The organism is Paenibacillus sp. URB8-2 (assembly GCF_013393385.1).
Taxonomy (GTDB): Bacteria; Bacillota; Bacilli; order Paenibacillales; family Paenibacillaceae; genus Paenibacillus_AQ.
Genome location: NZ_AP023239.1, coordinates 5,182,319 through 5,208,129 on the forward strand (window position 1 = coordinate 5,182,319; position 25,811 = coordinate 5,208,129).

The following is a 25,811-nucleotide window of genomic DNA, read 5'->3' on the forward strand; positions in this document are numbered from 1 at the left end:
CGAAAAAAGAAGCGCCGCTTCTCCTATAGTTACAGGAAAAACTACGCTTCTCTCTTGAATCCTTCACCCAGCACCTCATGCGCGTCGCTGATAATGACAAACGCTCCGGGGTCCACCGAGCGGACAATCACCTTAAGACGGGCCGTCTCATTCTGCCCGACCGCCACCATCAGAATCGTACGGTTGTCGCCGGTATACCCGCCGTGAGCGTCCAGCTTCGTTAGGCCCCGGTTCAGATCATGCAAAATCGCTTCGGAGATCGCCTCGGTATGATCCGAAATAATATAGGCTACCTTGGTGTAGCTGAAGCCCACTTCCAGCGCGTCAATGACCCGGCCCGTTACGAACAGACCGATCAGGGCATACATGGCCTGCTCCATCCCCAGCACGAATGCGGCCAGCGTAATCACCGTGCCGTCCAGCAGGACGACGGACAAGGAGAAGCTGAAACCGGTCACCTTCTGGATAATCTGCGCCAGGATGGTAAGGCCTCCCGTCGATCCGCGTCCGCGGAACACAAGGCCCAGGCCGAGGCCAACACCGATTCCACCATAGATAGAGGCCAGCAGAGGATTAGCGGTCGGCACCGGACCGTCTTTGGTCAAGTAAATAAACAGCGGCAGCACAATGCTGCCCAGCAGCGACCGTAGCCCATAGTTCCGGCCCAGGATCAACACACCAAGTATAAAGAGCGGGATATTAAGCGCCCACTGGGTAAAAGCCGGCTCAGCTCCAAACCACGACTCCGCCAAGATGGACAAGCCCGATACACCGCCGGAAGCGATCCGGTTCGGCAGCATGAACAAGTTGAAAGCGAGCGCGGTAATGAGCGATCCAACCATGATCATCGTCGTATCCGCAAGATGACGGAGCGGTCCGTTCAGCGGAATAAGCGGCGGCCTGCCCCGTGTTTTCGTTGCTGCCATCGGTTACTCAGCCTCAGTCTTGATCTGACTGCGTAAATATCCGTCGATAAAGGCATCGAGATCGCCGTCCATTACGGCACCGACGTTGCCGGTCTCCACTGAGGTGCGATGGTCTTTGACCATGCTGTACGGGTGGAAGACATAAGAGCGGATCTGACTGCCCCAGGCTATGTCGGATTGCTCACCGCGAATCTCATCCAGCTCCCGCTGCTGTTCCTCGAGCTTGCGCTCATATAGCTTGGAACGCAGCATCGTCATCGCGCGTTCCCGGTTCTTGATCTGGGAACGTTCATTCTGGCAGGTAACGACTATGCCAGTCGGCTGGTGGGTGATCCGGACCGCCGAATCGGTGGTGTTAATATGCTGGCCGCCGGCGCCGGTGGCCCGGTACGTATCAATCTTCAGATCCTCGGTGCGGATCTCGATATCGATGTCTTCATTGATTTCCGGCACCACGTCGCAGGATACAAAGGATGTATGCCGTCGCCCCGAGGCGTCGAACGGGGAAATGCGGACCAGACGGTGAACGCCTTTTTCCGCCTTCAGGTAACCGTATGCGTTGTAGCCTTTGATCAGCAAAGTTACGCTTTTGATTCCGGCCTCATCGCCCGGCAGATAGTCCAACACCTCCACCTTGAAGCCGCGCTTCTCCGCCCAGCGGGTGTACATTCGAAGCAGCATCTGGCCCCAATCCTGGGATTCCGTTCCGCCGGCGCCCGGATGAAGCTCCAGAATGGCGTTCAGCTTGTCGTAAGGCTGATTGAGCAGAAGCTGAAGCTCAAACTCTTCCAGCTTGCCCGTCAGCGCGCGGACACTCGTTCCGATCTCGGCAGCCAGTTCTTCATCGCCTTCTTCATCCGCGAGTTCGGCCATCAGCAGCGCATCGTCATATTCCTGCTGCAGCTTTTGGTACTCGTCTACGCCGGACTTAACGGCGTTCATCTCGGCAATAAGGCCCTGCGCCTTCTCATTGTCATCCCAGAAATCCGGAGCGGCCATCTTCTCCTCGAAGTTGGCGATCATCTCCTTCTTCAGGTCTAAGTCAAAGAGACCCCCTAAGGTTGGTTAATTTCTTGCCGATTTCACGTAAGTCTTGCTTTACACTTGGATCAATCATATACTCACTGCACCTTTCCATAAAGGATTTAATGGGTTTAATCAAGAAGAAACGGCCGAGCCGCTTACGGGAATCTCCCCGGCCCAGCCGTTCCTCATATTCATCATACCGTCTTCGTCGGCGGATTTAACCAAATTAGGCGTTTTGTCCGTGGCAGTTCTTGAATTTCTTGCCGCTACCGCAAGGACAAGGATCATTGCGTCCCACCGTTGCCCCGACCGCTACCGGACGCTTCTCGGCAGGCTCGCCGTTTGTAGAGATTTTATTCTCTTCTACAACGGATTGACGCTCCTGGTTCGTCTCAATATGGGCCTTCATGATGTAGGTCGCCACTTCTTCCTGGATGGTCGCCGTCATGGCATTGAACATCTCAAAGCCTTCGAACTGATATTCGCGCAGCGGATCGGTGCCGCCGTAAGCGCGCAGATGAATCCCTTGGCGGAGCTGATCCATCGCATCAATGTGGTCCATCCATTTGCTGTCGACAGCGCGCAGCACGATAACCTTCTCGAATTCGCGTACCAGCTCGGAGCCGAGCCGTTCTTCGCGGGCTGCGTATTTCTCCAGCACCTTCTCGAAGATGGACTCCACGATCTCCTCGGCTTCCTTGCCCCACAAATCGTCGCGGGTGAGGGAGCCTTCGTCAAGGAGCTTGCTGTTTACATAATCAGCGACTTCTTGCAGCTCCCAGTTCTCGGGAATGTCGTCGCTGCAGTGCGCTTCTACGACCCGCTCGATGACCGGACGGATCATTTCGACAACGATATCCTTGATATTTTCCGATTCCAGAATTTCACGGCGCTGCTTATAGATAATTTCGCGCTGCTGGTTCATGACATCGTCATATTGGAGAACCACTTTGCGGATGTCGAAGTTATTGCCTTCCACCCGTTTCTGGGCCGATTCCACCGCACGGGTAATCATCCGGCTCTCGATCGGCTGGTCTTCTTCAAACCCGAGGCGCTCCATCATGTTCAGCACATTGTCCGCGCCGAAACGCTTCATCAGTTCGTCGCCCAGCGACAGGTAGAACTGCGTCGAGCCCGGATCGCCCTGGCGGCCCGCCCGGCCACGGAGCTGGTTGTCGATCCGCCGGGATTCATGGCGCTCGGTACCGATGATATGGAGTCCCCCGACTTCCGATACGCCTTCGCCGAGAATGATGTCGGTGCCGCGGCCCGCCATATTGGTCGCAATCGTCACCGTCCCGGGTTGTCCCGCATGCGAGATGATTTCCGCTTCCGCCGCATGATGCTTGGCGTTAAGCACCTGATGCTTGACCCCCTTGCGCTTCAGCATTTCCGAGACAAGCTCTGAGTTCTCAATCGACACCGTACCGACCAGCACCGGTTGGTTCTTCTTATGGCGTTCCACAATCTCCTCGACAACGGCGTTAAACTTGCCGTTCTCGCTCTTGTAGACCACATCAGGCATATCTTCGCGCTGGTTCTGCTTGTTCGTCGGCACCTGAAGAACTTCCAGTCCGTAAATTTTCTTGAATTCCTCTTCTTCCGTCTTTGCCGTACCGGTCATACCGGCCAGCTTGCGGTACATGCGGAAGTAGTTCTGGAACGTAATGGTGGCGAGCGTCATGCTCTCGTTCTGCACCTGAATTTCTTCCTTCGCTTCAATCGCCTGGTGCAGGCCGTCGCTGTAACGGCGTCCCGACATCAGACGTCCCGTAAATTCATCGACGATGACAACTTCATCCTCCGTCACCACATAATCGACGTCGCGGCGCATAATGACGTTTGCCTTCAGGGCTTGAACAATATGGTGGTTGAGCGTGACGTGGCTGTGGTCGTACAGGTTCTCGATGCCGAAAGCTTTCTCGGCAATCGCCACACCTTTTTCGGTCAGCGCGACAGACTTCACCTTGATATCCACAGTGTAATGCTCTTCAGGCTGCAATCTTTTCACGAAACGGTCGGCTGCATAGTACAGCTCCGTCGACTTCTCAGCTTGTCCGGAAATAATGAGCGGCGTCCGAGCTTCATCGATCAGAATGGAGTCCACTTCGTCAATGATGCAGAAAAAGAGCGGACGCTGCACCATTTGCTCTTTGTAGAGCACCATGTTGTCGCGCAAATAGTCAAAACCGAATTCGTTATTCGTGCCATACGTAATATCGCAGGCATAAGCATTCTGTTTATCGGCATGGTCCATGCCGCTCAGGTTAACCCCAACCGTCATGCCCAAAAAATTATAAATTTGTGCCATTTGGGCGCTGTCGCGCTGGGCCAGATAATCATTGACCGTAACGACATGCACACCTTTTTCAAGCAGAGCGTTCAAGTAAACCGGCAGTGTTCCGACCAGCGTCTTGCCTTCACCGGTCTTCATTTCGGCGATTCTGCCTTCATGCAGCGCCATTCCTCCGATGAGCTGCACATCGAAGTGCCGCATGCCCAGCGTACGCTTTGAAGCCTCGCGTACGGTTGCGAAAGCCTCCGGAAGAATTTCATCAGCCGTCTCACCTTTTTCAATCCGGGCACGGAACTCCTCGGTCTTGGCTCTCAAGGCTTCATCGGACAACGCCTCAAATTCAGGCTCCAGCCCGTTAATGACTTCGACCGTCTTCAACAGACGTTTGACATCGCGTTCATTCGTGTCGCCGAATATTTTTTTAACAAGTCCTAGCATGGTTAACCCCTTTCATGCAACACAGATGGTGGAACCTCAGCCCATCCTCACAAAATTGAAAGGGCCACTTAACCTATTCGATTCCGCTGCTTCATAAATTGTAACAGTTTGTAAGAGTTGCCGCAATACAAGCAGAAGTTACCTGCTTTGCGGACCTTCATATATATACGCACAAGAGCCCTATCCGCTTCATGCGAATAAGGGCTCGGGTAATTATCTTCATCTGGATGACATTTCAGCTTATCCAAGGATGACCTTGCAATGGGGCACCCTCATTTACCGATCACATCTGGTCAATCCTGTTCAATCAATCCGTATTTGCCGTCATTTCGTTTGTACACGACACTTACCTCGGAAGTGTCAATGTTGGAAAATACAAAGAAATTATGTCCCACCATATTCATTTGCAGGATCGCTTCCTCCACGTCCATCGGCTTCAATGTGAAGCGTTTGTTGCGCACAACCTCCAATTCTTCATCCTGTTCTTCCAAGGCGACGGAACCATTCGATCCGCCTTCCACGAAAAGCGTCTTCAGGCTTCCTTCCTGACGGAACTTCCGGTTGAGTTTGGTTTTGTGCTTGCGGATTTGGCGCTCAAGCTTGTCCACTACCCCGTCGATCGAAGCATACATATCATCGCTGCGGACTTCCGCGCGAAGCGTGACACCGGCCAGCGGGATTGTTACTTCCACCGTATGAAGACCCCGTATAACGCTGAGCGTTACGAAACCTTCTTGAGTAGGGGGCGCATCGAAATACTTCTCAAGTCTGCTGAGCTTCTTATCAACATACTCTCTCAAAGCGTCGGTCACTTCAATTTGTTGACCTCGAATGCTGAATTGCATGGGCACTCCTCCTTTGCACCTTTATTATACCAAAACGTAAGCGCCATGTAAAAAGTTTAAAATTGTGTAATACGCTTTCAAATGTAAAAAAAGACCTGAAGCGCCAAGGCTTCAGGTCCGCGGGTAACTTGCTCCGATATAAGTTGTTGAGCTTTCTATCCTGCTGTTTGTTACTTCGTCTGCACGGTGACGACTTCAACCGTCGAGTATCCCCCGGTGCCGTCCCCTGCTACAAGGTAAACCTTGTATTCCTTGCCGCTGGCAAGGCCGGTGATCGTAATTGGAGTTTGGGTTCCAGGTATAATGACCGGTAGGCCTCCGCTCCATCCGCTGCCGACGGCAATTCCTGAGGCGTTTTGCCCGTTCCACACCTGTTCGGCGGTAGGAGCAGCGGCTCCCGTCGCAATCGACGGGTCGGATGGGATCACGACATAGCGGATTTGTCCGGCCAGATCACCCGCAGAGCCGTAAGTTACATATACCACTGAAGTAACGGTAGTCGATGTTCCTGACGCGGCGTAAGTGATTCCCGTTACCGTGCTTGCCGTTGTCTTGAAGTCCACTCTCGCTACGCTCACCGACCGGTTGCCGTAATTATCAACCAGGATAATAAATGCGGAATAATTCGTACCGGCCGTTAGTCCATATACGGAGAAGGAAACGGTACTGCCGGCGGTTGTAAACTTCAATCCTTTATTCACCACCGATACGCCGCTTCCCGCCGAACCGAGGTAAATCTCATTAACGGTTGGCAGCGCTGCCGAGCCGGCTGCGACCACATAGTATACCGAGCCGGTAACGTTGGACGTGAAATAGACGTCTGCCGTTACCGAGCCTACATGGCCGTAAGTCGCTCCGCTTACTGTTGGATACGAGACCGTGCCGCCTCCTCCGCCGCCCCCGCCAGTGGACGGTGTCGGAGCAGGGGTAGCCGACGGCGTCGGCGTCGCTGGTGTCGCACTCGCGCCGCCGGTATTATGGGCGGACGAGTTGCCAACGATGATCACCGCTTCCGCGCGGGTCAGCGGTTTCTTCGGTCCGAACGTACCGTTCGGATAACCTGTAATAATCTTCAGGTTGGCCACAGCCGCAACCGAGCCACGGGCCCAGGCTGAGATTTGTGCAGCATCCTTGAATGTCGTTGACGTTGCATCGGTGCTAAGGTGCAGTACCTTCGCCGCAATGACCGCCGCTTCCTGGCGTGTAATCGGACTGTTGGGGTGGAAGGTGTTGTTTGAATAGCCGTTGATATATCCGGCTTTAACCGCCTTCGCTACCTCGCTGTAAGCCCAGTTCGTGGTCTTGACGTCCGTAAAAGTAACCGTTGCTGTGTCCTTAAAGCTGAACAGACGATTGACCACAGCTACAAATTCCGCCCGTGTAATCGCTTTGTTCGGCTTAAAGGTACCGTCCGGATACCCCGTCAAATATCCTTTGTCCAGCCAGTCCTGCACTTTGCTCTGCGCCCAGTGCCCTTGAATGTCCTTAGGCGTGGATGCAGCGGATGCGGCTCCAAGCGAGCCGAACACCATTCCGATTCCGAGGACCCCGGTCAGAAGACCGCGCCAAAACTTTTTCATACTATTATTCACTCTCCTATCTTTGTAGTGGGAATAGTCATTAAATAAAGACAGAATAAGCTCAACAATTACCCACTCTCCCTATTCCAGGACATTTTACCGAATTCCTGCTTGAAATTTACAAAAGATGTATTCTTCTCAAAAAAATAAAAAAAGACCCCAGGATACCCCAGGGTCTCTCGCTAGCGTCGTCTCAATTTGCTAACCATCTACCGTATATGTAGGTCGGCTATGCCGGATGATTATAATTTGATTACGTTAGCTGCTTGTGGTCCGCGTGCGCCTTCCACGATGTCAAACTCAACCGACTGTCCTTCTTCCAGTGTCTTGAAACCTTCGGTTTGGATCGCGGAGAAGTGAACGAATACGTCGCCGCCTTCTGCAGTCTCGATGAAACCGTAACCTTTTTCTGCGTTAAACCATTTAACTTTTCCTTCCATTGCTTGAACATTCCCTTCATCATCAAATGAACGTGAGTCTTGCTCACAATTCTGACTATACCACCGCGAGTTCTCTGTTGTCAATTGGAAAAGAAAATGATTACCTTCAATTATTTCCCATACCAATGTTTGTAGAAAACAATACGCGATCATACAATCAAAAGAGGAACAGATGAGTAGTATTACCCCACTGTCCCTCGGTTTGAAACATGTATGCGAAATTATTTTTTTCGGTCCATTAAAATGCTGTCCGGAGTATAGCCGGCTTCGTAAGCGCTTCGCTGAGCCTTGGCCAGATTGCGGCGCTGTAGTCCGTCACGGGCCTCCAGACGGTGTGCATTCATACGGGCAAGGATCGCGCCGTCATGTTCCAGAATGCTGAGGATGGCGAGTTTTTGGGACTCGGCCAAAGACTGATGGTTTTCGACAATCTGTTTTCCGATATCATCGACAAGATTCTGACGGTTCTCGACAAAAGCAGCGAGTTCCTCGTAAGAGGCATCCGGCAGACGAGAAAGAACATTTTGAGTAAGCAAGTTCAGCTCTGTTATTATGCTATCCATTCTGGATTTCCTGGCCCGCCGTCATCTTGGCCGCTTGGGCGAAGGCCTGGCGAAGCTCGGACAGGTAGCCGAGAGCTTCTTCTACCGGCTCCTTAGCCTTCTTGATGTTAGCCTGAATCAATAGATAGTTGGAATATTCGTATAATGAATAAAGTCCATTGGATACCTCATAAGATCGATCCAGAGTCGCCATGAGTTCAGTGACAATAGACTGTACTTTTCCCAGGTTAATATTGACTTTCTCATAGTCGGCGGCGTCCATGCCCTCCAAAGCGGTCTTGCCAAACCGGATCGCTCCGTCAAACAACATAAGCAGCAGCTGTGAGGGACTAGAGGTCTGTACGGACGACTGCCGGTATTTATCGTAAGGAGATGTGATCATAACGTTCACCTTTCTTTTCCGTCTGGCTTATGAATTTAAGTAGCTTGTTAGGCTGGAAGATTGACTGTTATACTTACTAATTGCGGTTTCCATGGCTGTGAATCTTTTGTAAATATTGTCCTCGTAATCGTTCATACGGGCTTGAAGGTCTTTAATTCGTGTGGTATAGTCGGCCAACTCTTTTCCCATTACGCTATCAGTTTTGAAAGCCGCTGTAACATCGGATGAGAACTTCGATGTACCGGCTTTGATCGATAATTTCTCAACTGCATTTGTCATTTCGGTTGAAAGTTTGTCGAACAGTCCGGTAGTCGGACTGCCGGAAGGTCCCTGAAATACCGTGGTAACCTGTTGAGGATTATCTGAAAGGGCTTTTTTGAGCTTCTCTTCATCAACATACAGTTTACCGTTCTCATAATATTGTCCCGTCGTAATCCCTATAGAGCTTAGCTGTCCCAGTTTGTCGGTCAGAGCAGAACGAATCGTGGCAAGGGTAGACTTTAGAATGTCATCATTTTTCAAGAGCCCGCTCTTGGATTTATTCTCCCAAGCCTCAATCTGGGTTTCCGACATCTCTTTCTTCTGTTCATCGGTTAAAGGCGAATAATCGGTATATCGATCCTCATTAACCTTTGTGTTCAATGTATTTAGCAAAGTATTATAGTCGGATACAAAGTTCTTAATGGATTCCAGCGCCTTTGCCGGATCGTTCGTGGTAGTTACTTTAGCGGAAGTTGTTGTTTTATCCAGTAAAGTAAAGGATACCCCGTTCAGCTTGAAGCTGTTGCTGGCGAATTCCAAAGAGGTCCAAACAGCATCCGACCCATTATTCACTTCTATCTTCGATGGTTGGTATGCCGTTTGTACAAGCGCACCTGCACCGAATAATTTCAAAAAGGAATCCGCGGGGTTAAGAGTCACTGTCCCGCTTGCTGAATAGATTTTGGATGAGATTGAAAGTTTACCGGTCACTTCATCAAACTTCGCTGTGACGTTAGCACCATCTGTCTGACTGATTTTGGTAACCGCATCGGCGATAGACATATTTTGAGGCAGATCAATGGATTTGCCATTCACCGTTAATTTAAATACACCGCCTGTGGCTGAAGCGCCAGAGTTAAGCTTCTGCAGATCAGCCAGCGTAGAGCTGCTGGTTAGTCTCGCCTGATTGACCGCCGACATCGTTGCGCCGGAGGTAACAGCAGTCGCCGCTTTAGCAATCTGAGTTACTTTGATATTCATGGTAATGCCATTGGCATCGGCAGTGGCTTCGGCTTTAAGCGCATCTGTGTCGCCTGTAACAACAGCCGATTGCGTATTCAAAGCGCTCGATTTATCGTAGGTAGTAAGTTTATTGGTTTTAAAATCAACAAGCTTGCTGTTGATCTCCCTGTAGTTGTCTCTTTGCCACTCCATGATCTGCTTCTGTTGAGTCAATTTATCTAGCGGTGCTCTTTTGGCTGTCATCATCTGTTTAACGATACTATCAACATCTATACCCGAAGCCAAACCGCTAATTCGAAGAGTCGCCATCGTATCACCCCTGTTCTATACTTTCTCGTCTACAATAATCCCTGCGAATTCCATCATATTGGCAACGAGGTCCAATGTCTTCTCCGGAGGAATCTCTCTAATTAATTCGCCCGTGTCTTTATTGAGGACTTTTACCATGATAGCTTTGGTTTCTTTGTGTACACTAACCTCGAACGTTGTCTCAGGCCCTTCCAATGCCTTCAGCACTTTTTCGAGTGCTTTTACGGTCTGTTCTTGCCCCTTTGAAACGGTGACGCCTTGGATCTCCAATTTCTTCAATTCACCGGTTGTATAAACATTTTCAATACTGTAGTTGTCCGCTTCCGAAGACTTGGAATTCGGCTTGATCCGGTAATCCGGTATTGAAGTTTTGTAACCTCCTGCATTTGATAAGCGGACATCCATAATCAGTACCCTCCGTGGTTTTATTTATACTGTATTTATCGGATAATCCCATAAAGAATTAATATATAGATTACAATAAATCTCCTTGATTCAAAAAAAGATTTCCAATTAAATAGAAATGTTCCATCCGAGTTTATTCAGTGTCGATTCAATAAGTTCATAATTATAACCTTCAAATTCGCCTCTGTTATCGATTATATCTTTCAATAATGCCGGATTATCTTTTACATATATCCAAGATTGAGTACGATAGTCACACACTTTAATAATTTGCGCCGGGTTACCCGCAATAACCACATGATCCGAAACATCTTTTGTAATCACGCTGTTGGCCCCTATGACAGACCCGAATCCTATATTAAGATTACTTACAACTCTGGAACCTGCTCCAATCCATGCACCGTCTCTTACCTTCAGGGTATTATTATCCATTATATTTTGTAAGGCTATCGGCAAATAAGGCGACCTGTATTCATGATTGTTATCGGATAAGTACAACTGAGGACCAAAAATGACATATTTCCCTATCTCTGTTTTATTAAAGGATTCAATAATAACGTTTCTATTTATAAAGACATTGGACTCAATATGCAGATTGACTTCTGTGTTTTTATTAAACGATCTATGTACACAGATAGGAATGATCGCCAAGTTGGACATGATCCCCAATAGAGATGCGCTCCGTGTTCGTAAAACCACGTTCTTGCCAATCTGTATATTTCACCCAAAATGGAAGTGCTTTCTTATTTCCTCTGTATTCATATACCACCCCTTCAAAAAGTACCTTCAATCTCCCAACTTTGGTATATCCATTAATCAAATGCAAATAAAAAGGAGACCCTAGAAGGTCTAGAGTCTCCTTTCTGATTGATAAGATTAACGAAGCAATTGCAGAACGCCTTGCGGCTGTTGGTTCGCTTGAGCCAACATTGCTTGAGCGGCTTGAGCCAGGATGGAGTTCTTGGTTTGTTCGCTCATTTCCTTCGCCATGTCTACGTCACGAATACGGGATTCAGCAGCAGTCAGGTTTTCGGAGGAAGTGTTGAGGTTGTTGATTGTGTGTTCTAAGCGGTTTTGGTAAGCACCTAATTTAGATCTTTCCGCAGAAACGGTTGTGATGGCTTTGTCAATTACTGTGATTGCCGAATTTGCATCCGTTTGAGTGGAGACGTTGATACCTGCAGCTGTAACTGCGTCAGCGGTTTTTGCTCCGTTTGCAAAGGATGCGGAAGTTGCGGAAGTAGTTCCGACAGTGACTGTAGCAGCCGTCGATGCGCTAATCGAACCATCCAGAGTAAGGTTTACACCTTTAAACTTGGTTGGGTCTGTGAATGAAGCCGTAGTTGCGTCATTCTTAACGATAATGCTTTCGTTAGTTGCGCCCGCAGTCAAAGTCAACTTCACTTCGTTGGAAGCCAAACCACCCGCAAGCGTACCTGTAGTCCCTCCAGTAGCAGCTGTACCAGCACCAGCGCCGCCTACTTGGGCAGTGTAACCATTAGCAGTCAAAGCTGCATTCAGAGCTGCTGCTGTCTGTGCACCGGTTGTAAAAGAGCCGAGAGTATCCGTATCGTCAAAGTCGCCAGAAATCGTGAATGTCTTGTTAGCCGCATCATAAGCAACCGATACAGCAGATAAGTCGCCGCCGTCGCTGTAATTGATGGTTACACCATTCAGCTCGGAAGTCTGTCCAGTAGTAGTCAATGTGATACCGCCGATAGCACCTGTAGTTGCCGTAGCAGCTGTTGCGTTAGCCGACAGAGTAATGGCTGTGCCGCTAGTTACAGCAGTACCCAGGTTAACGTCCAGATCAGCGCTCTTCACATCGGTAGCGCCAGTCACAGTTGCCGTAGCTTTGTCGCGAGCAACGCCCAGAGACTTCGCATCCATCGAGGAGATCGACAAAGAAAGGTTTTGATCGGCATTTGCACCGATTTGGAACTTCACTTCGCCCAGGTTTCCGTTTTGGATTCCGCCGTTAAGCAGCTTTTGGCTGTTGAACTCAGTAGTATTGGAAATACGAGTCAATTCAGTTGCGAGTTGGTCAACTTCAGCTTGGATCTTCTTACGATCATCCGAAGTATTCGTATCTGTGCCTGATTGAACTGCCAGTTCACGCACCCGTTGAAGGATGGAATGAGTTTCGTTCAATGCACCCTCAGCCGTTTGGATCATCGAGATAGCATCTTGACCGTTACGGGAAGCTTGGTCCAGACCACGGATTTGGCCGCGCATTTTTTCGGAAATTGCAAGACCTGCAGCGTCATCGCCCGCACGGTTGATGCGAAGACCGGAAGACAGCTTCTCAATGTTCTTGCTTTGGTTGACAGTGTTGGTGTTCAGCTGACGTTGCGTGTTCAGCGATGCAATATTGTGGTTGATAATCATTTGATATTTCCTCCCTGAAATAAGTTGATCCACATCCTTGTGGTAACACTGCTGTTAAGGTCGGCCGCCCCTCCAATCAGTGCCTACTATATATATCGTCCGCTTGCAAGCAATCTTTATAGCATTTTTCTGTTTTTCAAATTTATTTTGACTTGAGGCGGTCAATGAGGGCGTTCAGGCTGCTTGGCGCCGGAGCTGCGGATTCCTTGTTGCTCTCTTTAATAGACAAATAGACCTCCTGCCGAAAAATATCTACATGCCTCGGAGCGGAGATGCCGATTTTAACGGTTTCTCCTTCCACGCCGAGGATCGTAATCTCAATATTGTCCTGAATGACTATCGATTCTCCCTTTTTGCGCGCAAGAACTAGCATGATGGCTCGCCCTCCTTGGTTTGTCCTTCCGTCCACAAAAGCTGCTTGGTTAAATAAGGAGAACGGTGAAGCACAACCTGTTTGCCGAGCCGCTTCACCGGATTAAGCACGACGGGGGCTAGCAGATTCAGCGTAGATTCTTCCGGCGTGTCTCTGATCGTTACAATGGCACACACCACAACCGAATTCGATATTTCCAACTCCTCCGCTTCCGTATCAGGCAGGTCGAACTCATAATGAGGATAAAAAACAAAGGGATCGGTCAGCAAAAAAGAAAGACTCTCCGTCTTAAGAGATTGCAGATACGAAAATGGTCCTTCCTGCAGATCAATCATCGCAAATTCCGTCTCCTGCTCAAAACCGGGAATTCCTTTCGGAAAATGGTAGATCTCTTCATCCTGTATATCTAGCGGACCTAAAGCTGTTGTTTCTATAATCATTGCACTCAGCACTCCTCTGCGTAAAATAACGTATGAAAAAAGCTATAGATGGCCATTAACAATCCATCTATAGCTTATAATCCTAGACCTGCGCGTCAAGCACCTGCGGCGTAAAGGTCAAAGATGGCTTCTGCCGCAAGTAAATCTCCACGCTGGACGGCGTGTAATGAAATTGGGGTTTATTTTGCTCCACCTGGATACGAACTTCGGCTCTGCGGTACTCAATCTGCACCGGAACCGCCTTAATATCAATATCTACATTATCATAGGAGGCGGGGCCGCGCACTTCCGGGTAAGATACTGGCTGCCAGTCCTCCCCATAAACTTCGCCGATCGAGTTCCCGGGCTTGTGAAAATTGGCCATTCGTTCGCCCTGCTCCATTCTCTTCGCGATTCCCTGCAGCCAAAGCTGTTCAACGCCCGAATAAATACGCTGGCTCATCTCGCGGTATGTTCCGCCCGTATATGCCGCGCGAGCCCGGGATTGGTCAATCGTCACCTCTGGTGCCGGCTGGTGGATATTCCATTCTCCCGGGGTTGTCGTAATCTGCAAATCTGCGGGAGGCTGGCTGATGGTCAGATTTCCTGGTGTTGTCTCCATCCCGATCAGCGCCGGTGTCTGAGAGATTTGCACCATCACCTTCATGGATGAACACCTCCTGTTTATCTAATGAAATCCACCAGAGAATTTTGAATAATCTTAGCCCCGACCGACAGGGAGGCATTATAGATGTTTTCCTGAATCTTGGATTGCGTCAGCAGCTCAGCATAGTCTCCGTCCTCGGTTTTGGCTTGAAGATCCGTCAAATTGACCTCCAAATCGCTGAGCCGGTTCTTCATCAGCTCAATCCGGTTTGATTTGGCCCCAACCTCTGCCTGTACAGCCAGCAGCTTATTGGTTCTCGAGTCGATGTTGCCTAATTGTTTAGATACTTCCGCTGTATTACCCACTGTCAGCGCGGCGGAGATATTATCGATCACCGCAAAAATATTATCGCTATCCTGTCCGCCGAACACTTCATTTCCGGTGATGTTAATGGGAAGTTGAACACTGTCTCCTACCGTGTAATTTAACAAACCTTCATCCGTTACAATCGAGGAAGCGGTAGACGTATCCAGTGTACCATCGGCTCCGGTTGGGAATTGATACGGCTGCACATCATACTGCTGGCCGTTAAAGATATACTTGCCCTTAAACTGGCTGTTTGCGATATCAATCAGCTGCTCCTTCAGCTGCTTCACTTCGGCATTAATGCTGTTAAGCGCCTCCTGCGAGTTGGTTCCGCTTGCCCCTTGAACTGATAGTTCCCGCAGCCGCTGAATGACATCCCCGGTCTGTGTAAGCACCGTATCATTAAACTCCAGCCATGAGATCGCATCGTCCACGTTCTCCTGATACTGCGAGTTCGCTGACAGCTCTGAACGGTAACGAAGGGAGTAGGTGATTCCGACGGGATCGTCGGATGGCTTATTGAGCTTTCGGCCGGTAGCCAGTTGAATCTGGGTATCGTTCATGTTACGCGCATTGCGGTTAAGATTGAGCAGCAGCTGAGCGTTCATCATATTGGAAGTTACTCTAAGCATATCAGACCCCTCCTTCCTTATCTGCCGACGGTGCCGGTGGCATTAATGAGTTTATCAAGCATTTCGTCATAGGTCGTCATAAAACGCGCGGCAGCGCTATAGGCATGCTGGAACACGAGCATATTGGACATTTCTTCGTCTAGAGACACTCCGCTCACGGATTGGCGGCGGGCATCCACCTGCTGCACCAGATAGTTGGAGTTCTCCGTCTGACGTGTCGCTTCTTGCGATTGTACACCAAGCTGTCCAACCATAGTTTTATAAAAAGTGCCTGGAGTGCCCTTAATTCCGGTCGGTGCTGTAAATGTGCCGGATTGCTGGTTGGCAATCAACAGCGCCAGCGTATTATTGCCTTTGACAACAGCCTCCGATGCCCCCGTGCCGGTCGTACGCAGGGAAGTTGCCAGCAGATCGGTATTGGCTGCAATTTCAGGGTTAAAGGTGATATTGCCTGCGGTAATCGTACCGCCATCACCGCTTATGGTGAACAGCGGTTTACCCGGATCCAGGGTGCCGTCCATCGTATACCCAAGTTGGTGCAGCCCGTTAAGCCCGTTAACCGTCGTTTTGACGTCTTGGTTCAGCGTTGCTCCCTGCGGCATGGCGTCGCCGGCGGTCAAAGTCGCTGCCGTACCATCCGCCCGAATAATCGAAGCATCATTGGTCAGGATCGTTCCCGCAGGCAAAATGGAGCCCTTGGGCAGCGTGACCTCCACCGCTCCAGTAGCGATTGTATTCGCCATATTGTTCAGTTGGCTTTTATAGTCGGCCACATACCTCCTGCTGGAGTCGATCATTCCGTAAACTTCGCCGGATTTCAAATCGCCGGTAGTCCCATCTCCGTATGCGGTAGTCAATGAATCTGAAGTTACGCTCGAAGCCGCGAAACCCTGAACAAGCTGCTGGCCGCCAAGTGAAATATTATAGCCGCTGTCGGTTTGCGTCACGCTGATATTGATGATTTTGGACAGCTTGTCCGCCATCAAATCACGCTGGTCGCGAAGATCGTTCGCCTTGTCGCCCATGCTCTCTATCCGGAATATCGACTCGTTAAGGTCAGCAATCGAAGAAAGATAACCATTGATTTCGGTAGCTTTAACGCCGATATTGGTCGCCAGGTCGCTGTCCAGATTGTCCAGCTGTCTGCTCATATAGTTGAGCGCGTCCGCCATCGACTGGGAGGTCTGAACAACGATTTTGCGCGCGGTGCTGTCTTCCGGGTTTTTGCTGAGGTCGGACCATGATTTCCAGAAGTTATCCAATACGGTGCTGATTCCCGTCTCCGAAGGCTCATTAAAAATCGACTCCAGCTTGTCCAGCGTATCGGACTGGATGGTCCAACTGCCGAGCGAGGAATTCTCCCCGCGGAACTGATCGTCGAGAAAAGTCTCGCGGATTCGCTCGATAGAGCCGAATTCTACGCCTGTGCCAAGCTGCCCCGGAGAAGTGGAGTTGCTGAAACCGTAAGCTTCAATCGGTCTGGAAGCAGCCATTTTGACAGTCTGGCGTGTGTAGCCTTCGGTGTTGGCGTTGGCGATATTGTGTCCCGTTGTGTTGAGCGCCGCCGTCTGCGTGACAAGGCTTCGCCGGGCGGTTTCAATTGAGTGGAAGGTTGATGTCACTTCTGTTCCCCCTATGCCTTTTGGTTAATCCAAAGCAAGCTTGCGATGAAGTCTTTATCTGTCTATAAGGCGGAACTGCTAACCAATGCTAACCTTTGGCATCAAAAAGACCCGGTCGGCTCGGAGAGCTGGCTCTGCCAGACGGAGGCTGGTACGTAATTTCCTGATTTGGTCTTCCGACCAGCAAATCAAGGGAATAATCTATAAATGCAAGCGACTGCTCAATCAGTCTCTGGTTCAGTTCATTGGCTTTTTTCAGACGGGCTAATGTGTCCGCCAACTGACCTTGGATATGCAGCAGCCGCGCTTTGTCTTCAGGATCAAATACAAGCCGGGACAGTTCGGTCAAATTCAAATTTAATTGAGAACGAATGCCGACTCCCTGTAAAAAAGCGAACACGCTCTGTTCACGCTGCTCCTCAAGCTGAGCGCTAATCTTCGTCAGTTTGGACTCCCGGCTCAGGATATCAACCAGACTCTCAATGTTGTTGTCCATAATAGCCTGTTTCTTCGCAGCGGCCAGATCGAGCATCTGTAAATGATTCTCGTCCAGCCGCTCCAGCAGTTCAATCAATGTTGTTAATGACATGGATGGATTCACCTAATTCTCGGAGGATTGCTTAAAAAAGGGGGCGAGTTTCTCAGCGAGTTGGGATGCGTCTACTTGATAAGTACCGGCGGAGACCTGTTGCTTCAAGCTTTGAATTCTTTGGGCGCGTTCATTATCGACATTCCCGCTGTTCTGCGCTTCCAAAAGCTTCATGGCTTCCGTAGAAATGGTTACCTCGTCTTTGCGTGTGCTTTTTTTCATTTGTTCCTGCCTTTGCGATTCCGCATTCCGTTGGTAAGGGTTAATCGGATTAATTCGTCCGCTTTCGTTGATTTTCACAATTCACACCTTCTTTCGATTATAAAAAGGCCGATAATCTTTACTAAGTTTATCGGCCTTAATTGAAACATACTTTATAGCTGAAAGCGTATTTTTCCGGAAATTATTGGCCGCGCAGCTTGTCAACCGCCCTATAGGCTCCATTGGAACCCTTCCGGGAAGCTTCCGCAGCGGCGCTTTCTTTCGATGCATTCATTAAATCTTTGGTCAGTCTTCCGCGGCAGCTGTCGCACATATGCCCTTCCCGGATCAGCGTTCCGCATACCTCACAAGGGTACATTATATTCGGCGCGTTCGCGATGGAAATTCGCCCCTCACGAATAAAGCGGGTAATTTCTTTGATTGGTATGTCGGTGGCGTCGGAGAGTTCTTGAATATTGGCACCTTTGTTCTCCCGCAAATATTTCACGCAAATCTCATACTGCTTCTCCAGTTCCTTGATGCAGGACTGGCACAGCTCCATAACATTCTTGACGTAAATCCGGCCGCACCGTGGACAATTATCGATATTCATATTCGGCAGCCCCCTTTCCTTCCATAGTAATCCGTCATGAGACTTCTTGTGCTCCTAGATTACATGATTGCGCCGGTTTCGTCTATGGCTTGCCAATCTGGAGAAAGGATTACCTCGAATAGGAACGGCTTACCTAAGCTGTATCAATCATCTCTTGTATGAAAGCTTGTTCCAGCCGGACAGCAAAACGCTTTGTATCACTGTTCTTCATGGCCAGCAAAATACTCCTCTCGAATAATTTTCTTTGTCGGTATCAAGCTCCTATCCCTTTATCCCAACAATTAGGTTTAAATTTACTCAATCGAGTATATCCTGTAAATACATGTTGATTTAATGTTGATTTATTGAGAACTTTTCTTTTTCCTATGTTTAACTTCATGGTACAATGGAGGCAAGAGGTGATGAACATGGCAATCACGGATATTCTGGAAGTGCAGGAACGTCAAGAAATCTATGCAAGTAATATCTTTTCTTCCCGTCAATTGCGGGAAAACATTATTACTTACAAAATGTTATGTGATGCTGTCGAGGCTGCAGGAATTATAACCTACCGGTTATCCGATGAGGATTTTCTAGATAAGGATAAATTTCTGTCTGCCCAACAGGATATCGTGTTCTTGCTTACTCAGGTTCAAGGCTCACCACAAGCAAAGTCGATTAGAGTCAAGCACTATCCAACAAGAGAAGTCGCCCGCATGCTAGGGGTATCTCATCAAACTATTTCCCGCTGGATCTCCCAAGGCCGGTTTAAAGGAGTATCCCGCTCCGAGCCGGGGAAACATGTGGACATTCCTGTTGACACACTCTTGGAGTACCCAAGTGGTGAAGTGGTGCAGATTAGTGGTGTAGCTGAGGCTTACCATCAAAGAATGCAAATAGCCGCGAGAACGGAGACAGATGACGAACTCAGCTTTATTAACAACAAACTTGCTTCCTATGAAGAAAGATATGGTCCATTTGAACAGCTTAAGCAAAAGAGTGATTCCGGGGAACTCTCTGCTTCCGATGAAGATGTGGATTTGGATGTTTGGACGTATTTGCTTAAAAGAAAACAGGAGCTTCTTGGCTGAGTTTACTCAGGAGGTATTTACTTCAATTCCCGGTAACATCAAAAACGTTCATCCCGATATCGTTCTGGATGTAACGCAAGATAATCAATCGGCGTATAACCCTAAGTTTACAATTAAATTAATTGGCTGGAATTCGTATCTCAAATGCGAAGAGCATGGTGATAAGACGGGGAATCTGCAAGCCTTCTTCTATAACTGGTATAACCAAGACGGCACATTGATTATGAAGTTCCACAATCATGGTCATGATCAGTATCCCGATGTACCTGCTGAAATCACTGAGTTTGACCCTGTTCATCTGCAGTTTCCGTTGCTAGGGGTATCCGATTTGGAAGGTAAAATCCGGGACCACAGCATTTATCAATCACTCGACGATGTTCTTGATTTTCTGCGCCATCTGCAGTGGGTTGAGGCTAGGAAGAAATAATATACAGCAAGCCCACGGAACTTTTCACGTTCCGTGGGCTTTTGTTTTATCGTGCAAGTGACAATGTGGATCGCCGTTACGGTAAACGTAAAGAGGTAGACAATCCAACTTCAGATACTAACTTTAGTAAGCATTGACATCGAGATCATGCTATTCACACTGCCATCCATACCAATAAGTTGCGGAATTAAATACGAAGCTATGTATTGGAGGGCAAGCAGTGCCTGAACGAGCAAAGAACAATGGAATGGGTTAATCTGTTTCAGATTTACGATCTCGCCCAAGTCAGGCTGCAAATTTCGGTTTGGCAGCCGGTGGACGATGCCATCTCCTGCAGCACATCCGCACAAGCACGGATGGTGCTTCCCGTCGTATAGATATCGTCCAAAATAACAATTTTCAACGGATGAACACCGTCTGGATATTGCCTGGTGTTCCCGGATACGGAGCGGTAAGAAAATAAAAGCCTTTCCGCAAATACACCTGCCCATGCCGGATTCGGAACAAAAGCGCGCTGCATATCGGCAAGCCGCTCCGCTCTGGTCTTAAAGCTCTGTTTGCCCGTGTGATGCGCGCGGACCAGCAGTTCCATTACGGGGATGTTACGGCGTGCCGATATGAACTGCGCCAGTCTTTCCGCTTGATTGAAGCCGCGCTCGGTTAGCCGGACGTCACTGACGGGTACAGGTACAAGCAGGTCAGCCTCCCATTTAGCAGCATTGCCGGACCGAGCCCCGCGACCGGGCAGCCGCGGATGCTGAGAAGATGCCAGCGGAAATTCAAGCCATGATAGCAGATCCTCCCATCCGCCTCGCCGATGCTCGGAATGCCGCTTGGCTGCAGGTGCCGGATTTCCGGATTTGGCCTTGGCAGCCAGCTTCGCTTCCCGCCCGGGCTTCGCCTCAGTCTCCATTTCCGCTTTAAGCGTACTATAGGCTCTGTCCAACATGACTCCGAGCACCTCGGCATAGCGTTCGTCTCCCCTATACTTGTACTGTCCGAGCCAATCCCGCATCTCGCTGCTGTAGGCCACCGCACTCCTGTTGCATATCAAAGAGGAAGTATCGTTTCCGCGCGCGCAGTCCGGGCAGCCCACATGGCGGCCGCATTTTTGGCAACGGGGGTGCAAAATCCACGGAACGGAAGCGGAACAATGCTCACAGATGCCGGGCAACCGGATAGACAGCCTCCCCTCTCGGCCGCAGGTCAAGCAATGATCCTGTACCGGAGCCAGGAGAGAATGAACGGCTTGCAGCCAGCTTCCCCGCTTCATTGAACCGCCTCCTTGTTCAGATAGCCCTTTTTGCGGGCGATCCGGTTCATTGTCCGAATCTGCGCACATGCGCCGCGCTGCGAGCGGTTCCACTGCGTGGAAGCGAACACAACCCTGCCGCTAGGGTCTTCCTTGGAGCGGCCGGCCCGTCCGGCCATCTGAACCAGTGAAGCCTCGTCAAAAAGCCGATTGTCCGCATCCAGCACGAACACATCGCTGCGGGGAACGGTGACTCCCCTTTCCAGAATGGTCGTTGTTACGAGCAGGGAAATTTCCCGGCGGCGGAAAGCGGCCACTTTGTCAACTCTTCCGGGGTCCTGCGAAGAGGTTCCTTCAATAACAGCACCGGGCAGAGCGCGGCGCAAAAGCGGAAGCAATCTGTCGATCTGCGCAATCCGGGCCACAAACAGAAAAATCTGCGCTTTCCGTTCAAGTGACTGCTTCAGCGCTCTTACCAGCTTTACCGGCAACCATCCACGCTTCAGGCAGTCGCCGACTGGGGGCATTTTTAAATGTTTCGGCACCGGAAGAGGAAAGCCATGGAAGCGGACAGGCACTCTCGCATGCGCCAGTCTTCCCCGGCGAACCTCACGCTGCATATCCTGAGGCGGCGTGGCAGACAAATAAATAAACGCTCCTCCAGGCTTGCACGCTCCTTTAGCGGCAAAAGCGAGCATAGGATCGTTATGATAAGGAAAAGCGTCCAGCTCATCGATAATGACCAGATCGAATCCTTGGTAGAATCTCAGCAGCTGATGCGTAGTCGCAAGGGCCAGCCGGCCCTCCGCCCAGCGGTCCCGGCTGCCGCCGTAAAGCACGGCGATGCTCTCCGCCGGGAACGCCTTGGCGAGCCGCGGCGCAAGCTCCAGCACGACGTCGCGCCGCGGCGTCGCCACGAGCGCCCGCCCGCCTGCGGCGAGCACGGCTTCAAGGAGCGGGAAGATCATTTCCGTCTTCCCCGCTCCCGTCACCGCCCAGAGCAGGAACCGCTCGGGGCGGCCGGAGGCGGAGCCCGCGCGCGGCTCCGCGAGGAACCCCAGCGCAGCGCCGGCGGCCTCCGCCTGCGCAGCGCTTAAGCCCCACCGGCGCCGCAGCCCGGCGGGGTCCATGGCGGCCGTGCCCCGCACGGCCGGAAGCGCTGCTCCGCGCAGCAGCAGCGCGCAAGCCCGGCTGCGCCCCAGCGCGAGGCAGGCCTCGCAGTAGGCGCAGCCGGCAAGGCCGCACGCGGCGCAGGCCGTGCGGCCCGTGGCGGCGCTGCCGCAGCGCAGGCAGCGCGGGTGTGCGGGCGCGGCGGCGAAGCGCCGCGCAAGCCTGCCGCGCAGGGCCGGCAGCCGCGCGGCCCTGGCAAGCATACCCGGGCGTTTCACACGCCCGGCACCTCCCCTCTGCTCCTCTCGCCCGGCGCCTTCCCTGCGCTCCACTCGCCCGGTACCTTCCCTGCGCTCTACTCGCCCGGTACCTTCCCTGCGCTCTACTCGCCCGGCACCTTCCCTCTGCCATAGTCTTCCGGCACCTTCCCTCTGCTCCTCTCGCCCGGCACCTTCCCTCCGTCCTACTCGCCCGGCATCATCCCGCCGCTCCTCTAGCCCAGCTCCTCCCCTCCGTACTCTTTCCGCTCCCCCCGCAGGCTGCGTCCCTACAGCAGCCTCCAGACGAAGCCGCCCCTGCAGATACGCCAGCTGGGCCGCGCTCCGCCAGCAGCCGAGCATCTCCGGGCGGCGCTCGGACAGCAGCGCTTCCATCTCGGACTCAAGCAAAGAGCGGCCCCGCAGCGCCTTAGCGATCCAGTCTGCATAGTCCAGCAGCTTTTGTGGAGATGGCAGATCCTGTCGACCCGCACCGATCTGCCCAGGCTCTTTTTCCATAACGCTTACACTTCCACCGCCAGCCCGCAAAATATTCTGCTCATTATCCAGCTCTGTTTCCAGAACCGCCCGCGCATAGCTTGTCCAAGCCGTTTCGCCCCACTGCTCCATCTCCCCCCGGTAAAAGAAACTCGTCCGCAGCTTTACTGCCCAGCCCAGCGGTAGGGAAGTTCCGAGGAAAATCAGCTTTTTCGCCGCAGGCGCCTCCCCGCTGTCCTTCCGGGTTAGGCATCCCTCCCACCACAGGGCATCCACCCTTGGATCAATGGAGAGATACGCGCCCCAGCTTTTTCTTTGTTTCACCGTATAGACTGCAGCCCTCATGTGCGTCTCTCCTCTTCGTTTCGATTATCCACACAAAAAAGCACACTCCCCCACATTTAGGAAAGTGTGCTTCACCAAGAACTCCGATATGGAATTAAATCCATTAATCGATATTGTATTACATCCTGCCGCGCTTCGATTGAAATCCCCTGCTTCCTACAGCCCGCATGAACGGCAGCGGAATCGGATGCTCCGGCAGCCGCAAGTCAATCACGGTATCTTTATCCCCCCAAGGTGGCTGCGCTTTCCGCTCTTCTTGAAGAGAACCGCCTTCATCGCGCGCCATCCGTACATCCAGAGAACAACCGCCGTCCCGCAGCCCGGAAACAATCCGCAGCGTCCCGTCGCTTGAGCCGTCGTCCATAAAGGTTACCCGCAGCCGCTTCCCCGTCAGAAAAGACTGGAGCGTCATCGCGCGGATAATCCCCTCCACTACGGATTCATGATTGCGGGCAATCAGAATGTAGTGAAGCCATTTTCCCGTCTCACGGGCCGCCTTCATCTTGTCGCGGAATTTAAGCGCATGCACGCACATTACCGCAGATGCATATACGGTTCCGATCCAGATTAGCTGGGCCATCATGGAGATGCACCTCCTCTTATACCAACACTATATGCCGGCAAAAGAGAAGAGGTGACTTGCGAAAATATCGCATACGCGCTTTCGGGACTATTTTACAGCGTTACCCAACCATATTTGATCGAATTGATAACCGCTTGGGTGCGGTCGTCAACCTCCATTTTTTGCAAAATGCTGCTGACATGGTTTTTGACCGTCTTTTCGCTGATAAACAAATATTCGCCGATCATCTTGTTGCTCTTTCCTTCGGCCATCAGTCGCAGCACCTCGGCTTCGCGGCGGGTCAGCGGATTGTTGTCCCCTGCCACGAACTTGACTCCCGCTTCCTTCACTGAAGTTTCCGCAATCGCGCCCGCTTCGTTCAGGTAAGTCATCCGCCGAAGCTGATTAATCAGCTTGCCCGTCACTTTGGGATGGATAAAGGCATGCCCCTCGCAAACCGACCGGATCGCATTGATCAGCGACTCGGCTTCCATATCCTTCAGCAAATAACCGTTGGCGCCCTTGCGCAGCGTTTCGAATACGTAGCTCTCATCATCATGGATGGACAAAATAATCACTTTGACGTCGGGGAACATTTCCCTCAACTTTTCCGTCGCTTCCACGCCGTTCTCAATCGGCATATTAATGTCCATCAGCACGATGTCCGGTTTAGTCTGGTTGCAGAACTCCAATACCTGTATGCCGTCGCCGCACTCGCCGATGACCTCGATATCTTCCTCCATATTCAAAATACGTTTGAGTCCTTCTCTAAACAGCTGATGGTCGTCAGCCAAAAGCACTTTAATGGGTGTCTTGCAGGAATTCAGGTTCTCCATTACATTACTCCTTTCCCTTGTCCACGTTCGTTGGAATATGGATAATGATTGCGGTGCCTTGGTTCTCGGCAGATTCAATTTCCATTCTTCCTTCCAGCAGTTCCACGCGTTCACGCATCCCAACCAGTCCGAAGCTCTCCCTGTCGATCTGCTCTTTTTTCATTCTCTGTACGTTGAAGCCTATTCCATTATCCTTAACAACAATTTTGATCAACTGTGCCTGATATGTAATTTCCACCAATACGTAGCTGGCGCAAGCATGCTTTGCCACATTGGACAACGCCTCTTGAATAAGCCGGTAAACGGCTGCTTCCATAGCTGACGAAAGGCGGTGTTCCTTGCCTCTTGTTTCAAAAGAGGTCCGAATTTTAGTCTTCTCCTCGTAGTCATGAACATACTTGCGCAGCGTGGGAATAAGTCCCAAGTCATCCAATGCCATCGGCCGCAAATTAAAAATGACTTTACGCATTTCCTCCAGGCTTGAACGAACTTGTCCTTTTAAATCTACTATTTCGTCCTGTACCAGTCCAAATTCCTGCTTCACGAACATTCTTTCCACAATTTCCGTCCTGAGAACCAGGTTGGCCAGCATTTGAGCGGGGCCATCATGGATTTCGCGGGCAATCCGCTTGCGTTCCTCTTCTTGGGCCAAAATAATTTTGAGACCGATGATCTGACGGTTTTTTGCCGATTCGACAATTCGCGTTACATGTCCCAGTTCGCCGGTCAGATACTTTAAGACCACACTCATTTGCGAGCCGATCGATTCCGCCCGCTCCACCGAGTTCTCGACGCTTCGAACCCGCTTATGCAGTTCATCGCGTCTGTTCCTCAGATAAGCTTCTCTTTCCCTGCTCATCATAAGCTCAAGCTGCAGCTCCGTCGCCTTCTCGTAGGCAATTCGGATATCTTGTTCTGTATAACGAACAAAATCACGGCTGACCTCCGTTAACCGGATACGTGACCGGCGGTAATCCACCTCCAGCTTATCCACCTTTTGCAACGTTTCATCCGTCTCCTGCCGAACCTGCTGTAGTTCATTGTTGAGATTTGCAAGCTCCTCGCGGGCAGCTTGCAAAATCTCAAAAATCTGATACTTGCTGTCTTCCATTACGTCAATCGTATTCTTGATTACGCGGTCAATGGCATCGGTTTGGAATTCCACGGACAATGGCCCCATTTCTGTCGAATCATATAAAGGCACGCCTTT

General features: G+C 50.8%; 27 protein-coding genes. 2 read left to right on the forward strand and 25 right to left on the reverse strand.

All coding sequences use genetic code 11. From position 1 onward, the window contains the following. Positions 1-41 precede the first annotated feature (41 nt). The 20 genes from PUR_RS23980 to PUR_RS24075 all read right to left on the reverse strand — a co-directional run bounded on the left by PUR_RS23980 (position 42) and on the right by PUR_RS24075 (position 18,244). A complete protein-coding gene (locus PUR_RS23980) occupies positions 42-926 on the reverse strand; it encodes a YitT family protein (protein WP_179037377.1) in 885 nt (294 codons plus the stop codon). 3 nt (positions 927-929) lie between these two features. Further along, positions 930-2,043, reverse strand: a protein-coding gene (prfB, locus tag PUR_RS23985; protein ID WP_179037378.1) for a peptide chain release factor 2 whose coding sequence is annotated in 2 segments (ribosomal slippage) — positions 930-1,970 and positions 1,972-2,043 — 1,113 coding nt in all. Because the reading frame shifts where the segments join, the coding sequence is not laid out codon by codon here. Between the two features lie 135 nt (positions 2,044-2,178). Continuing rightward, positions 2,179-4,686: a preprotein translocase subunit SecA gene (gene secA / locus PUR_RS23990; protein ID WP_179037379.1), complete on the reverse strand. Its 2,508-nt coding sequence runs from the start codon at positions 4,684-4,686 to the stop codon at positions 2,179-2,181. A gap of 293 nt (positions 4,687-4,979) precedes the next feature. Beyond that, complete coding sequence (hpf, locus tag PUR_RS23995) at positions 4,980-5,531, reverse strand: ribosome hibernation-promoting factor, HPF/YfiA family (RefSeq protein WP_124696648.1); 552 nt, start codon at positions 5,529-5,531, stop codon at positions 4,980-4,982. 170 nt (positions 5,532-5,701) lie between these two features. Next, entirely contained in the window at positions 5,702-7,111 is a 1,410-nt protein-coding gene (locus PUR_RS24000) for an S-layer homology domain-containing protein (RefSeq protein ID WP_179037380.1), read from the reverse strand. Between the two features lie 242 nt (positions 7,112-7,353). Further along, positions 7,354-7,551: a cold shock domain-containing protein gene (locus PUR_RS24005; protein WP_025336789.1), complete on the reverse strand. Its 198-nt coding sequence runs from the start codon at positions 7,549-7,551 to the stop codon at positions 7,354-7,356. Positions 7,552-7,772: 221 nt separating this feature from the next. Next, on the reverse strand, positions 7,773-8,114 hold the full coding sequence (locus PUR_RS24010; protein ID WP_179037381.1) for a flagellar protein FliT: 342 nt from the start codon (positions 8,112-8,114) through the stop codon (positions 7,773-7,775). Further along, positions 8,107-8,496, reverse strand: a complete 390-nt coding sequence (fliS, locus tag PUR_RS24015; RefSeq protein ID WP_179038056.1) for a flagellar export chaperone FliS — start codon at positions 8,494-8,496, stop codon at positions 8,107-8,109. Before fliS ends, PUR_RS24010 begins: the two co-directional genes overlap by 8 nt. A gap of 27 nt (positions 8,497-8,523) precedes the next feature. Further along, positions 8,524-10,029, reverse strand: a complete 1,506-nt coding sequence (fliD, locus tag PUR_RS24020) for a flagellar filament capping protein FliD (protein ID WP_179037382.1) — start codon at positions 10,027-10,029, stop codon at positions 8,524-8,526. Between the two features lie 15 nt (positions 10,030-10,044). Beyond that, positions 10,045-10,434 carry a flagellar protein FlaG gene (locus PUR_RS24025; RefSeq protein WP_179037383.1) on the reverse strand — a complete coding sequence of 130 codons (390 nt, stop codon included), beginning with the start codon at positions 10,432-10,434 and terminating at the stop codon, positions 10,045-10,047. Between the two features lie 108 nt (positions 10,435-10,542). Continuing rightward, positions 10,543-11,103, reverse strand: a complete 561-nt coding sequence (locus tag PUR_RS24030) for an acyltransferase (protein ID WP_232101625.1) — start codon at positions 11,101-11,103, stop codon at positions 10,543-10,545. A gap of 207 nt (positions 11,104-11,310) precedes the next feature. Then, on the reverse strand, positions 11,311-12,822 hold the full coding sequence (locus PUR_RS24035; protein ID WP_179037385.1) for a flagellin N-terminal helical domain-containing protein: 1,512 nt from the start codon (positions 12,820-12,822) through the stop codon (positions 11,311-11,313). Between the two features lie 142 nt (positions 12,823-12,964). Beyond that, on the reverse strand, positions 12,965-13,195 hold the full coding sequence (csrA, locus tag PUR_RS24040; RefSeq protein WP_179037386.1) for a carbon storage regulator CsrA: 231 nt from the start codon (positions 13,193-13,195) through the stop codon (positions 12,965-12,967). Next, the gene (gene fliW, locus PUR_RS24045; protein ID WP_179037387.1) at positions 13,189-13,635 is read right to left on the reverse strand and encodes a flagellar assembly protein FliW; all 447 of its coding nucleotides are present in this window, start codon (positions 13,633-13,635) and stop codon (positions 13,189-13,191) included. The genes csrA and fliW overlap by 7 nt, the downstream gene beginning before the upstream one ends. Positions 13,636-13,717: 82 nt before the next feature. After that, positions 13,718-14,281, reverse strand: a complete 564-nt coding sequence (locus tag PUR_RS24050; protein ID WP_179037388.1) for a DUF6470 family protein — start codon at positions 14,279-14,281, stop codon at positions 13,718-13,720. A gap of 17 nt (positions 14,282-14,298) precedes the next feature. Then, positions 14,299-15,219 (reverse strand): flagellar hook-associated protein FlgL, encoded by a 921-nt coding sequence (flgL, locus tag PUR_RS24055; RefSeq protein ID WP_179037389.1) that lies wholly within the window; start codon positions 15,217-15,219, stop codon positions 14,299-14,301. A gap of 17 nt (positions 15,220-15,236) precedes the next feature. Next, the gene (gene flgK, locus PUR_RS24060; protein WP_179037390.1) at positions 15,237-16,841 is read right to left on the reverse strand and encodes a flagellar hook-associated protein FlgK; all 1,605 of its coding nucleotides are present in this window, start codon (positions 16,839-16,841) and stop codon (positions 15,237-15,239) included. A gap of 88 nt (positions 16,842-16,929) precedes the next feature. Next, positions 16,930-17,430 carry a flagellar protein FlgN gene (locus PUR_RS24065; protein WP_179037391.1) on the reverse strand — a complete coding sequence of 167 codons (501 nt, stop codon included), beginning with the start codon at positions 17,428-17,430 and terminating at the stop codon, positions 16,930-16,932. A gap of 12 nt (positions 17,431-17,442) precedes the next feature. Beyond that, on the reverse strand, positions 17,443-17,730 hold the full coding sequence (gene flgM, locus PUR_RS24070) for a flagellar biosynthesis anti-sigma factor FlgM (RefSeq protein ID WP_179037392.1): 288 nt from the start codon (positions 17,728-17,730) through the stop codon (positions 17,443-17,445). A gap of 103 nt (positions 17,731-17,833) precedes the next feature. Continuing rightward, entirely contained in the window at positions 17,834-18,244 is a 411-nt protein-coding gene (locus tag PUR_RS24075) for a TIGR03826 family flagellar region protein (protein ID WP_179037393.1), read from the reverse strand. Between the two features lie 407 nt (positions 18,245-18,651). Between PUR_RS24075 and PUR_RS24080 the strand changes: the two genes are divergently transcribed. Then, complete coding sequence (locus tag PUR_RS24080; RefSeq protein WP_179037394.1) at positions 18,652-19,314, forward strand: helix-turn-helix domain-containing protein; 663 nt, start codon at positions 18,652-18,654, stop codon at positions 19,312-19,314. Continuing rightward, positions 19,307-19,741, forward strand: a complete 435-nt coding sequence (locus tag PUR_RS24085) for a hypothetical protein (RefSeq protein ID WP_179037395.1) — start codon at positions 19,307-19,309, stop codon at positions 19,739-19,741. The genes PUR_RS24080 and PUR_RS24085 overlap by 8 nt, the downstream gene beginning before the upstream one ends. A 268-nt stretch (positions 19,742-20,009) precedes the next feature. Here the strand turns inward: PUR_RS24085 and PUR_RS24090 are convergent, their stop codons facing one another. The 5 genes from PUR_RS24090 to PUR_RS24110 all read right to left on the reverse strand — a co-directional run bounded on the left by PUR_RS24090 (position 20,010) and on the right by PUR_RS24110 (position 25,766). Then, positions 20,010-21,014 (reverse strand): ComFC family protein, encoded by a 1,005-nt coding sequence (locus PUR_RS24090; protein ID WP_179037396.1) that lies wholly within the window; start codon positions 21,012-21,014, stop codon positions 20,010-20,012. Further along, the gene (locus tag PUR_RS24095; protein ID WP_179037397.1) at positions 21,011-23,203 is read right to left on the reverse strand and encodes a helicase-related protein; all 2,193 of its coding nucleotides are present in this window, start codon (positions 23,201-23,203) and stop codon (positions 21,011-21,013) included. Before PUR_RS24095 ends, PUR_RS24090 begins: the two co-directional genes overlap by 4 nt. Positions 23,204-23,321: 118 nt before the next feature. Beyond that, positions 23,322-23,786, reverse strand: a complete 465-nt coding sequence (locus PUR_RS24100) for a glycosyltransferase family A protein (RefSeq protein ID WP_179037398.1) — start codon at positions 23,784-23,786, stop codon at positions 23,322-23,324. A 92-nt stretch (positions 23,787-23,878) separates the two neighbouring features. Next, positions 23,879-24,601: a response regulator gene (locus tag PUR_RS24105; protein WP_179037399.1), complete on the reverse strand. Its 723-nt coding sequence runs from the start codon at positions 24,599-24,601 to the stop codon at positions 23,879-23,881. Positions 24,602-24,605: 4 nt separating this feature from the next. After that, a complete protein-coding gene (locus PUR_RS24110; protein WP_179038057.1) occupies positions 24,606-25,766 on the reverse strand; it encodes a sensor histidine kinase in 1,161 nt (386 codons plus the stop codon). Positions 25,767-25,811 lie beyond the last annotated feature (45 nt).